The 12,213-nt window shown below is 40.2% G+C and carries 11 protein-coding genes and 1 pseudogene; 6 read left to right on the forward strand and 6 right to left on the reverse strand.

The window, feature by feature from the left end; genetic code table 11:
* Positions 1–99: 99 nt before the first annotated feature.
* From HMPREF2573_RS08660 to HMPREF2573_RS08680, 5 genes are all read left to right on the forward strand, one after another.
* Positions 100–705 carry a phosphatidylglycerophosphatase A family protein gene (locus HMPREF2573_RS08660; RefSeq protein ID WP_070473207.1) on the forward strand — a complete coding sequence of 202 codons (606 nt, stop codon included), beginning with the start codon at positions 100–102 and terminating at the stop codon, positions 703–705.
* An 82-nt stretch (positions 706–787) separates the two neighbouring features.
* A complete protein-coding gene (locus tag HMPREF2573_RS08665) occupies positions 788–1,009 on the forward strand; it encodes a 50S ribosomal protein L19 (RefSeq protein WP_070473210.1) in 222 nt (73 codons plus the stop codon).
* A gap of 105 nt (positions 1,010–1,114) precedes the next feature.
* Positions 1,115–1,789 carry a restriction endonuclease subunit M gene (locus HMPREF2573_RS08670; protein ID WP_070473212.1) on the forward strand — a complete coding sequence of 225 codons (675 nt, stop codon included), beginning with the start codon at positions 1,115–1,117 and terminating at the stop codon, positions 1,787–1,789.
* 1 nt (position 1,790) lies between these two features.
* Positions 1,791–3,449 carry an Eco57I restriction-modification methylase domain-containing protein gene (locus HMPREF2573_RS08675; RefSeq protein WP_003657273.1) on the forward strand — a complete coding sequence of 553 codons (1,659 nt, stop codon included), beginning with the start codon at positions 1,791–1,793 and terminating at the stop codon, positions 3,447–3,449.
* A 50-nt stretch (positions 3,450–3,499) separates the two neighbouring features.
* Positions 3,500–5,986 (forward strand): DEAD/DEAH box helicase, encoded by a 2,487-nt coding sequence (locus tag HMPREF2573_RS08680; protein ID WP_070473215.1) that lies wholly within the window; start codon positions 3,500–3,502, stop codon positions 5,984–5,986.
* 153 nt (positions 5,987–6,139) lie between these two features.
* Here the strand turns inward: HMPREF2573_RS08680 and HMPREF2573_RS08685 are convergent, their stop codons facing one another.
* On the reverse strand, positions 6,140–7,072 hold the full coding sequence (locus tag HMPREF2573_RS08685) for an Hsp33 family molecular chaperone HslO (protein ID WP_003657270.1): 933 nt from the start codon (positions 7,070–7,072) through the stop codon (positions 6,140–6,142).
* Positions 7,073–7,262: 190 nt separating this feature from the next.
* On the opposite strand from HMPREF2573_RS08685, the gene glmS reads away from it, so the two are divergent.
* Positions 7,263–9,101 carry a glutamine--fructose-6-phosphate transaminase (isomerizing) gene (gene glmS / locus HMPREF2573_RS08690; protein ID WP_003657268.1) on the forward strand — a complete coding sequence of 613 codons (1,839 nt, stop codon included), beginning with the start codon at positions 7,263–7,265 and terminating at the stop codon, positions 9,099–9,101.
* Positions 9,102–9,181: 80 nt separating this feature from the next.
* Here the strand turns inward: glmS and galE are convergent, their stop codons facing one another.
* The 5 genes and pseudogenes from galE to HMPREF2573_RS08710 all read right to left on the reverse strand — a co-directional run bounded on the left by galE (position 9,182) and on the right by HMPREF2573_RS08710 (position 12,155).
* A complete protein-coding gene (gene galE / locus HMPREF2573_RS08695; RefSeq protein WP_070473218.1) occupies positions 9,182–10,252 on the reverse strand; it encodes a UDP-glucose 4-epimerase GalE in 1,071 nt (356 codons plus the stop codon).
* A 188-nt stretch (positions 10,253–10,440) separates the two neighbouring features.
* Positions 10,441–10,701: pseudogene (locus HMPREF2573_RS09670) on the reverse strand (surface-adhesin E family protein); the annotation flags it as partial.
* 205 nt (positions 10,702–10,906) lie between these two features.
* The gene (locus HMPREF2573_RS08705; RefSeq protein WP_003674405.1) at positions 10,907–11,419 is read right to left on the reverse strand and encodes a hypothetical protein; all 513 of its coding nucleotides are present in this window, start codon (positions 11,417–11,419) and stop codon (positions 10,907–10,909) included.
* 65 nt (positions 11,420–11,484) lie between these two features.
* Complete coding sequence (locus HMPREF2573_RS09770) at positions 11,485–11,613, reverse strand: hypothetical protein (RefSeq protein ID WP_003657264.1); 129 nt, start codon at positions 11,611–11,613, stop codon at positions 11,485–11,487.
* Between the two features lie 296 nt (positions 11,614–11,909).
* The gene (locus tag HMPREF2573_RS08710; protein ID WP_003660430.1) at positions 11,910–12,155 is read right to left on the reverse strand and encodes a hypothetical protein; all 246 of its coding nucleotides are present in this window, start codon (positions 12,153–12,155) and stop codon (positions 11,910–11,912) included.
* Between the last annotated feature and the right edge of the window lie 58 nt (positions 12,156–12,213).

Here is a 12,213-nt window from a genome sequence, read left to right on the forward strand (position 1 = left end):
TTATCCCATTAAAATTACCATCGTTAATATCGCATGACCGATAAACCAGCGATAATATGGGATAAGATAACATGAGATAACGATAAAATAGGAAAAGCAATGACCAGCCACAAACCTGACATTCGTCAAGCAAACCCTTGCCCGCCTTGCCCTGCCACCGCCACGGCTTGGGAGAAGGCGATTTATTGGCTTGGGGTTGGGCTTGGCACAGGTTTGCCCAAAAAAGCCCCCGGCACTTGGGGAACAGTGGGCGGGCTTATGATTGCTTTGCCCATGCTTTTGTTGGGATTTTGGGGGTTTTTGGCGGTTGTGGTGGTTGGCTGTTTGGTTGGCAGTTATGTGTGTGGCAAAACTTCAAAGCTGATGGGCGTACACGATGACCCGCACATTGTCTTTGATGAATGGGTGGGCATGTGGATTTCGCTTTTGCCAAGTGTGTGGTTGCTTGCTCAAACACAAGATACAGCTAAAACTGGCTTAGAGTATTGCCACCCAAGCACTGCGTTATTATTCATTGTCCCTTTTGTTTTATTTCGCTTTTTTGATATCATGAAGCCCCCTCCGATTAAATGGGTGGATAAAAATGTCTCTGGCGGATTTGGGATATTGATTGATGATGTGTTGGCAGGGGTGATGGCAGTAATTTTCATTTTCATGCTTAGGGCGATTTTAATTTTAATGCTTGGTTGGTTTATGTTTTACTAAAGAGTGAACAAATTTTATGCCAAGTTAAAATTTGTGCTAAAATAGCCACACATATTGGCAAAAATCATCAACCAGTCATCACATGTTTACCGTCTTTTTAAACTGTCTTAAAGCGTCAAGCGTCAAGCGTCAAGCGTCAAGCGCCAAGCGTCAAGCGTCAAGCGTCAAGCGTCAAGCTTCAAGCGTCAAGCGTCAAGCGTCAAGCGTCAAGCGTAAAGCGTCAAGCGTCAAGCGTCAAGCGTCAAGCGTCAGGCGTCAAGCGTCAAGCGTCAAGCGTCAAGCGTCAACGATTATCTGCACATGATACAACTTGTCAACCCCTTAACGCCCTAATTTTTCTTTTTCTACCAAAGCCTGCTTTTATGTGGGCTTTTTTCGTCTCTAAACTGTGTCCAAAAGGCGGAGCAAAATGACTAATACCGCCAAAGCACAAGATGACAAGCAACAAATCAAATCTAAAAAGCGAGTTGCTGATTTTGGCGAAGTGTTTACCGCCGAGCGTGAGGTTCATGCCATGCTTGATTTGGTCAAAATCCAAACCGAGCAAATCACCAGCACTTTTTTAGAGCCTGCCTGTGGCACAGGTAATTTTTTGGCAGAAATTTTAAGGCGAAAACTTGCGACCGCCCTAAGACTTTCCCAAATCAACAAAAGCAAAAAATCCCCCAAATATGCCCAATTTCATTATGAAAAACACGCCATTTGTGCCATATCATCAATTTATGGCATTGAGCTTTTGGCGGATAATTGTGACGAGTGCCGTCGCCGATTGCTGGATTTATTCCTAGACCATTACCAAAGCCATTTTAAACAAACAGACCCTGCTGTTATTGACACGGCAAAGTTTTTATTATCAAAAAATATCGTGGGTGGCAATGCGTTAACGCTAAAAGATTTAAATGGAAATCCCATTGTATTTAGCGAATGGAAGCTCATCAGCGACACGCTTATCCAAAGGCGTGATTATGTCTATGAAAACTTAGTAGAAAAAACCAACAACCAATTGACCGATAATCAAGGATTTATTCCTAAACATATTCAAGATTATCCGCCCATTCATTATCTAAAATTAAGCGAGCAATAACATGGACAGTGTCAACTTACAAATAGACAGCAATATCACAAAAGACCTAGATGCCATTCAACAAGGTCAATTATCGCTATTTGAATTGGGCTATAACCCCGATGTGCTGGACTGTTTATCCAGTCTGTCTAATGATGAAGTATTCACATCGCCAAAACTTGCCAATCAAATGCTGGATTTATTGCCGCCTGAGATTTGGTCAAATCCAAAGGCGACATTCTTAGACCCTGTATCTAAATCAGGCGTGCTCCTGCGAGAAATCGTCAAACGCTTGGATAAAGGCTTAAAAAATCAAATACCAGATAAACAAACTCGCATTAACCACATTTTAAAAAATCAAGTCTTTGGCATTGCCATTACTGGGTTAACCGCCCTATTATCAAGGCGTAGCGTGTATTGTAGCAAAATTGCCAACTCGCCCTTGTCTATTTGTGAAGAGTTTGATAATGACATGGGCAATATTATTTTTGGGGCTGTCCATCATCACTTTAAAGATGGCAAATGCAGTGAATGCGGTGCAAGCCAAGGGGTGTTTGGCAATCGCCAAGGATTAGAAAATCATGCTTATGCGTTTATTCATTCTGACAGAGATGATGTGTTTGGGGAGTTATTAACCATGAAATTTGATGTGATTATTGGCAATCCGCCGTATCAATTAAATGACGGTGGTGGTATTGGTAGTAGTGCAATTCCCTTATATCATAAATTTATTGAACAAGCCAAAAAACTCAATCCCCAATTTTTAATTATGATTACCCCAAGCCGTTGGTTTACTGGCGGTAAAGGGCTTGATGCTTTTAGAGACAGCATGTTAAATGACAGACGCATCAAAGAAATTCATGACTTCCCTAATTCAAAAGACTGCTTTGATAATGTGGAAATCAAAGGCGGTGTGAATTATTTTTTATGGGAAAAAAGACATGATGGTGATTGTGAGGTTTTTACTTATGATGACGGTCATTGTGTTTCTCAATTAAAAAGACCATTAAAAGAAAAAGGGATTGATGTTTTTGTTCGTTACAATCAAGCCATTTCAATTTTAAGAAAAGTAAAAGGTTTCTCTGAAAATTCATTTAGTGAATTAGTTAGTTCAAGAAACCCATTTCGTTTGGCAAGTCGTTTCACAGGTCATCATGAACCATATAAAAATAGAACTGATAATGTTAAATTGTATAGTTTAAATAATATTTCATATATCAAACTTGAAGATATTACACATAATAAGCAACTTATTTTAAGAAATAAAATTTTAGTACCAAAAGCATTTGGAACTGGTGAGAGCCAAACGGACTTAATTAAACCAATTTTTGCAGGGTTAAATAGTGCTTGTACTGAAACATATTTAGTTATTGGAACTTTTAAAAATGAAGAAATTTGTAGTAATGTCATTAGTTATATCAACACTAAATTTTTTCATTTTATGATTACATTGGTTAAAAATACTCAGAATACCACAAAATCAACTTATGCGTTAGTTCCAATGCAAGATTTTAGCCGCCCATGGACAGATGAGCAGCTTTATGCCAAATATGGCTTATCCAAAGATGAGATTAACTTTATTGAAAGCATGATACGCCCAATGGATAATGACAGTGACAAACCTAAAAAATCACGCACCAAAAAAGCAAAACAGGCGGATTTATTGGAGGGTGGTGATTAATCAATCAATATAGCAACGATGATGACAGCCTAACACAGCGAGAAACTAACATGAGCCAATTTACCCCAATCCACACCCCAAAAATTTATGTTTATTCTGATAGCCGTTATCCAAATTGTCTTAAAGTGGGCTATACCGCCCAAGAAACGGTAAGCCAGCGAATGAAACAGCATTATCCAACCCTTACGCCAAGCCAAAGCTGGCAAGTGGAATTTGAGACCTCGGCGATAAAAAATGATGGCAGTTATTTTAAAGATTTTGCCGTACATAAAATGCTAGAACAAATGGGCATAAAACGCATCGCAGGCGAATGGTTTGAATGCGACCTTGATACGGTTAAAAATGCCATTTTAAACATCAAACAAGCCAAAACTCTTGAAAGGCAAAAAACAAAAGATTTTGCCATGCGTCCAGAGCAATTAGACGCTGTTAATAAAACCGCTCATTATTTTAATGCCATCAAACAAGATAAAAACAATCATCGCACACCGCATTTTTTATGGAATGCCAAAATGCGATTTGGCAAAACTTTTGCCACCTATCAGCTTGCCAAAAAAATGAATTGGCAAAGAGTGCTGATTTTAACCTTTAAACCTGCGGTAAAAAATGCGTGGCAAGAAGATTTGACCACGCACAGTGATTTTGATGGTTGGCAGTTTATCAGCCGTGATGGCGAATTAACATTAGAAAATTATGATAAAAATAGACCAATGGTGTATTTTGCCTCTTTTCAAGATGTCTTAGGCAGAGATAAATATGGCAACATCAAAGCCAAAAACCAAGACATTCATGCAATGAATTGGGATTGTGTGGTATTTGATGAATATCATTTTGGGGCGTGGCGTGATAGTGCCAAAGGTCTATTTGCCAAAGGTGATGAATTGATAGAAACGCAAAATGACTATCAAGACATGGAAATACAGATAGAAAATTTTGATGAAAATGAATTGCCAATCACAGCTGACCATTATTTGTATTTGTCAGGCACGCCATTTCGGGCGATTGCATCAGGCGAATTTATTGAAGAGCAGATTTTTAATTGGACTTATGGCGATGAACAAAAAGAAAAATTAAATTGGGATAATAGCCCATACCAACAACAATGGGGCGATAATCCGTATTTGTCATTACCGCAAATAATGCTCTTGACTTATCAATTACCCGAGCATATTCGCACGATTGCCACAGGGGGTGAATTTAATGAATTTGATTTGGGTGAATTTTTTAAAGCAGATGGCAGCGGCGATACGGCGAAATTTAAACACCAAACTTATGTGCAAAAATGGCTGGATTTAATTCGTGATAATCTTGATGAAATGATTGTCAATAATCTAAAACAAGGCAATGCCAAACCGCCCATGCCATTTAGTGATGATAATTTATTAAACAGTTTATTGCACACACTTTGGTTTTTGCCAAGTGTTGCCAGTTGTTATGCCATGGCAAATTTATTAAAATCTCCCAATAATAAATTTTATCATAACTACACAATCATTGTGGCGGCAGGCAATCAGGCAGGCATGGGCGATAAGGCATTAGCCCCTGTTAATGATGCCATTGGCAATAATCCTTTACAGACAAAAACCATCACCCTATCTTGCGGTAAGCTGATGACGGGCGTTAGCGTGCCTGCGTGGACGGGGATTTTTATGCTCAGAAATTGTGCCAGCCCTGAGACTTATTTTCAGGCAGGATTTCGGGTGCAAACGCCTTGGACAGTGCAGGGTGATGATGGGATAACTGTGATTAAAAATCAATGTTATATTTTTGACTTTGCCCCCAATCGTGCCTTACGCCAAATCGCTGATTATGCCCATCAACTAAACCCAAAAGAGGGCAACCCAGAGAGTAAAGTTGCCGAGTTCATTGCTTTTTTGCCTGTGCTTGCCTATGACGGCAGTGCCATGCAACAGGTGGATGCCAAATTATTGTTGGATATGGCGATGAGTGGCACGACCGCCACACTGTTAGCAAGACGCTGGCAAAGTGCGTTATTGGTCAATGTTGATGACATCACCTTAAAAAATCTGATGAGCAATGAAGATGCCATGAATGCTTTAAATAACATTGAAGAGTTTAGAAACCTAAATGATGATATTGAAGTGGTCATTAATCGCTCGGAAAAAATTAAAGGCTTAAAAGAAAAAGCCAAAAATGATGGTGAATTGTCAAAAGAAGATAAAAAGACATTAAGCGATGAAGAAAAACAGCAAAAATCTTTGCGTAAACAAATCCAAGAAAAATTGATTAAATTTGCCACACGCATTCCGATTTTTATGTATTTATCAGATTATCGAGAACACAGTTTAAAAGATGTGATTACGGTGCTTGAACCTGAGCTGTTTACCCGAGTAACGGGGCTTACGCAGGCGGACTTTTCTTTGCTCGTCTCTTTAAATGTTTTTGATGAAGCGGTGATGAATGATGCGGTGTATAAGTTTAAACGCTATGAAGATGCCAGTCTTGAATATGCAGGGATTGATAAAAAGGAGGGTTATGTGGGGCTTTATAATACCCAAATCAAACGACAATGGTAAGGCAAGCATGGCAAATGACACATGATCAATAAAAGCCATGTGCCATTTGGTTAAGATGATAAACCGTTTTATCAAAAATACGATTGAATTAACTTGCTTTAATCAATGCTTGGAATAAAACGGCTTAAGCATCTAAAAAATGGATGAAAATGCTTACTTATGATGATTTGATAAGCCATCAGCAAACAGCTGGGCTAACGCTTGATCATCAAACCGATATTCCCTGCCACAAAAACCACAATCAAGCGTCAATACACCGCCTTGTGCCGCTGCAGCTTGTTTGGCTTCGTCATAGCCAAGCTGTAAGATAGCACCTTCACTTTTTTGGCTTGAGCAAGTACAGGCAAATTGTAGCGGTGTCAAACTTGGCAAAACCACATCTTCTTCATGATATAGCCGATACAAAATCTCATTGGCGTCCAAATCGGTGAGTTCGTCTGTCTTTAGTGTATCGGTGAGTGCTGTCAAGCGGTCCCATAAATCAGGGTCAGCCTCTTTATCAGCATCACTTTGGGGCAATAGTTGCACCAATATGCCGCCTGCTGTCGTCTCATTGGTGGCAAGCTTAATGATGGTTGGAATCTGGGCAGATTGTCTTTGATAATGTGCCAAACACTCACCCAAGCTGTCGCTGACACGCTCAACAATCCCTTGGTAAGCCTCGCCATTATCAGGGTGGATACTGATGAACAAAACCCCTTTGCCAAGCTCACCAAAGGCTTCATCGGCAGATTTTAGGTGTTGCCATACTGTTTGATTCTGATTGGTATCATCAAACCCTGCCAAAGCACGCACCGAACCTGTGTGATCACACTCTGCCATTGCCCAATTTAGGCGAGCATCAGAATCAGAGCTTTGTAGCTGAATGGATAATTTGCCGTCTATTTTTAGTGTGCTAATCAACAAACTTGCCGAAACAAGCATCTCGCCGAGCAATGCTTTAAGGGCAACGGGATAGTCTTTTTGGGTGATGACGGTTTGATAAGCATCGGTTAGCTTGACCACATCGCCACGCACCACCGAGCCATCAATAAAAAAACGCTGACGATAATCACGCTTAGGCGTGTGTTGAGTTTGAGTTGTCATAATTTGCCTACCAAAATTTATCTGATTGAATAGTTAATGAACGATATGCAAAGAAATATGGGGATGAACTTTAAATTTACAAATGCCCAACGATTGGGTTTAACTGATTGATTCTTACCGACAAAAAGCGACATCCACCATTTGGTATGCTATAATTTACCTAATTTAATCAGAGACTAAGGAACGGCTTATGTGCGGTATCGTTGGTGCCATTCGGACACATCATAATGTGGTAGATTTTTTAACAGATGGGCTAAAACGCTTAGAATATCGTGGCTATGACTCATCAGGCATCGCTGTGCAAACCGAATCAGGCATCCGCCGTGTACGCCGTGTGGGGCGGGTTGCACTGATGGAAGAAGCTGCCAAACAAAAACAAATTCATGGTCTGACAGGTATCGGTCATACCCGCTGGGCAACCCATGGCGGTGTCACCAAACCCAACGCCCACCCACACATTTCAGCAGGGCTTATCTCGGTTGTACATAATGGGATTATTGAAAATTTTGAGACCGAACGCACACGCCTTCAGCACTTGGATTATGAATTTGAATCACAAACTGATACCGAAGTCATCGCTCACAGTGTACATCAAGAATATACCACCAATGGCGGTGATTTATACCATGCCGTCCAAACAGCTTGCTCAAGATTTCATGGTGCTTATGCCATCGCAGTTATCGCTAATGATGCACCAAATCAAATGGTCATCGCACGCATGGGGTGCCCGCTGTTAGTTGCATTTGGCGATAATGAGGTTTTTGTTGCGTCTGATGTCTCAGCAGTCATTGCCTTTACTCGCCGTGTCACTTATCTAGAAGATGGCGATATTGCCCTACTTCAAGCTGATGGTATCCAAAAACTGCTTGATAAAGACGGCAATCAGGTCAATCGCAGCATTAAAACCTCTGAGATGTCTTTAGCATCCTTGGAGCTTGGTCCTTATAGCCACTTTATGCAAAAAGAAATCAATGAACAGCCACGAGCAGTTTCTGACACTGCCGAAATTTTTTTAGAAGGTGGATTTGTTGCTGATAACTTCGGTGAAGAGGCGCCTGAAATCTTTGCCAAAATTCAAAGTATTAAAATTTTGGCGTGCGGTACTTCATATTATGCAGCACTCACTGGCAAACATTATCTTGAAAGTATTGCCAAAATCCGTTGCGATGTTGAAATTGCCAGTGAATACCGTTACCGTGATGTCATCTCAGACCCCGACGAGCTGGTCATTACCATCAGCCAATCAGGTGAAACTTTAGATACCATGGAAGCACTTAAATATGCCATGGCACAAGGTCATCGCTACAGCTTGTCCATTTGCAATGTCATGGAATCGGCCTTGCCACGCACCAGTACACTTGCCATCTTCACGCGTGCTGGTGCTGAGATTGGCGTGGCATCCACCAAGGCATTCACCACACAGCTGGTGGTGTTATTTGGTCTTGCGGTCACTTTAGGTATCTTGCGTGGTCATGTGGATGAATCACAGGCACAAGACTACGCCGAGGATTTGCGGTTATTACCAGGCAGTATCCAACATGCCCTAAACTTAGAACCACAACTTGCATCATGGGCGCAAAGTTTTGCCAACAAGCCAAGTGCTTTATTTTTAGGTCGTGGTATTCATTATCCGATTGCCCTTGAAGGTGCTTTAAAATTAAAAGAACTCACCTACATTCATGCTGAGGCTTATCCTGCTGGAGAGCTTAAGCACGGTCCTTTGGCACTGGTTGATGAAAACATGCCCGTCGTCGTCATATCGCCCAATGATGGACTACTTGATAAAGTCAAAGCCAATATGCAAGAGGTCTCTGCTCGTGGTGGTGAGTTATTTGTATTATCTGATTTGGATAGTGATTATACTGCCAGCGAAGGCATTCATATCATTCGCACACCACGCCATATCGGTACACTATCGCCGATTGTGCATACCATCCCTGTGCAATTATTGGCATATCATGTGGCACTGGTCAAAGGCACGGATGTGGATAAGCCCAGAAATCTTGCCAAGTCAGTCACAGTTGAGTAGAACAAGATAAAATATTGTGCGTAGATAGTGCACCTATCAATGCCCACAACCAGCATTAACAAAACTTTTGACAGGATTTGTTAGGATAAATAACCTTTTGGATTATTTGACTGCCACCGCCATGTATCTACGCACATACGCTCAATATCAAGCTCTGCTGTCCAGTTAAGTATAGCTTTGGCTTTATCAGCACTGGCATAATAGGCTGCAATGTCACCTGTGCGTCTGCTGGTAATAACATACGGTACGCTTTGACCAGTATTTGACTCAAACGCCTTAATAAGCTGTAAAACCGAAGTTCCTTGACCTGTGCCAAGATTAATGGGACAAAATCCAATGCCCACAGATTGCCCAACCAAATAATGCAGTGCTGCCACATGACCTTTTGCCAAATCCACCACATGAATATAATCTCGCACCCCCGTACCGTCAGGTGTCTCATAATCATTGCCAAATACAGACAGCTGTTTAAGATTACCTACCGCCACTTGACTGATGTATGGCATCAGGTTATTTGGAATATCGGTTGGATCCTCACCAATTCGCCCACTTTCATGTGCACCAATTGGATTAAAATACCTCAAACAGACAACATTCCATGTATCATCAGCATTCACCAAATCCTCCAATATATGCTCTACCATCAATTTACTTTGACCATAAGGACTGGTACAAAAACGCGGCATATCCTCGGTGATTGGTAGGCGATTTGAGCTGCCATAGACGGTTGCCGATGATGAAAAAACGCAATTTTTAACCCCATATTTTGCCATCAGCTCTAACAGACTGAGTGTGCCGACAACATTATTTTGATAATATTTTAAGGGATTTTTGGTGCTTTCTCCCACAGCTTTTAGCCCTGCAAAATGAACTACAGCAAAAAACTGATGTGCCTTAAAAACAGCGTCAAGATGCGTTTTATCCAAAACATCACCTTGAATAAATTCAATATGTTTGCCAACAATTTGCTCAACTCGCTGCACTGCAACAAAACTTGAATTGGATAAATTATCATACACCACTGGCACAAATCCCGCCTGTATCAGCTCAATCAAAGTATGTGAGCCGATATAACCCGCTCCGCCTGTTACCAAGATTTTTTTGGGTAAATGATGCTCGCTATTGCTTGGGCTTGTATCAATATTTTTCATGTCCGTTGTCCCTGTGTTTGTCATAAAAGCAATCAAAAATACTATGATATACCAGCCTTGTCAATCACCCATAAACCGCACCTTTGCCATATGCCCCAAACAGGTCAGGGACATATGGCATGGGCGGTGAGGGTGGATAATAATAAGGTGGATAAAGTGAGTTTGGATCAAGTTTTTATAAATTATCCTTATTTGGTTTGGGATTTGGATTTGGCATCATACACGCCACAGATGAATTTTGACACATCCTCTCCAATCGTATCTGGAACCATCCTATTCCAATTGCTGGATGAATAAGTATTGACATAATTACGCCCACTATCAACCACATTGCCTTTACTGTCATAAAATACCGTATCACCCCAAGTCACTCTTTTACCCAAGCAATCAACATACAAAAGACCTTTTGCTTGACGATACAAGCGACCATCCTTTAATTTTTGGGCGGTGGGATAATCTAATTTTACCTAAGCGGTGATATAATAGCTGTTTTTATCATAACTATTAAAATGATAAGCCGAGATACTGTCATAGTCCACTTCATAGGTCTCTTTGCCATTACTACTAACACCAGTGGACATCCAATTCGCCCCCAGTGCCATTTGACCACTTGCCAATAATAAACTTGCAAGATAAATTTTTTCATAAAAGCTCCTAAAACTGACTTTCGTCAATTATGGTTGTGTGTAAATTGCCATTTAATTGTTGAATAAGCTCAATGACATAGCCTTGATTGTGATAAAATTCAAACACTTCATCCGCCTTGGAATAACCTGTATTTTCGCCAAATAAATACTCTTCGCCATACCAAGTATCTCCATAAGCATATTTCACGACATAACTTCCCGCGGGCAGAGTAACATCTAATGTTTCTCCACCACGGATAAAATAACTCACCAGCTCTTCTCGCTCGTCATAAGCATTGACAATTTTTACCCAATAATGACTTCCTGAGTTGGTTTTTATTTGTAAAGGTGAATCACCATACAAATTAGGTTTGTTGGTTGCCCCTGTCTCTGGCAACGGTTGAGCTGCGATCATTTCATTTTTTATTGTAATTCTTGGGCTTGATTGTTCAATGGTATTCGTCTCTAATTCTTGACTAGAATTATTACCACACCCAAGTAAAAATAAGGTTGCCAAGCATCCAACCAATAAAAATCTCATCATTATCTCCTTAAAATAAATACATTAGACCACGAATTGTTCCAACTGGCACAAATAAAATAAAGTCAGCGATTGCCCACATAAAAATTTAGCTTAATCGCACTGGCTTGACCCCTATCCCACCAAATCACCGCAATGTCAGCGTTTCTGGCGACATTTAGATTGTCATAATGTGTGCGAAATTTTGTATTCATTCATCATACCTTTGGCTCATGCGTTTTGATTTTTGTATCTATGATAATAAAATCACAGTCATATCATTTGATTTTTATAGTAAGTTGGGTAAGTATTCATTTGGTATGATATCTTGATAATACCCTAAGAACTTTGATAAAGTTTTGATATCATCACAGCTTTGGTCAGTGATGATATTAGGATTTTTGCAATCCAAAACTTAAGCATGCCCATCTTTTATCACATAATATAACATAATTGATATTTTAGATAGTTTACAAAAAAAATCATGATTTTTTGTGAAAAAATAACCAAATTATCGCCTTTTTTCAAAAAAGATAGAAAATAACCCAACCACGACGGTCAAAATAATCGGTATCAGAATTCTATCAGCAATCGTACCCACAATCATCCAAGCGATCAGCCAAAGTATCGCACGAGTAAATCCTGTCACACCAATCCAGCCCCATAAAATATAGCCACTGACCAACCATATGGCAATATAAGACACCGTATACAACACCCCTACGATGGTGGTCAATTTTTTATCATTATCGTACATAACTCTCCAAAATTTTTGATTTCAACCTTGATATGTCCATATTACAATCATTTAGTCT

It is taken from the genome of Moraxella sp. HMSC061H09, from assembly GCF_001809255.1.
Classification (GTDB): Bacteria; Pseudomonadota; Gammaproteobacteria; order Pseudomonadales; family Moraxellaceae; genus Moraxella; species Moraxella catarrhalis.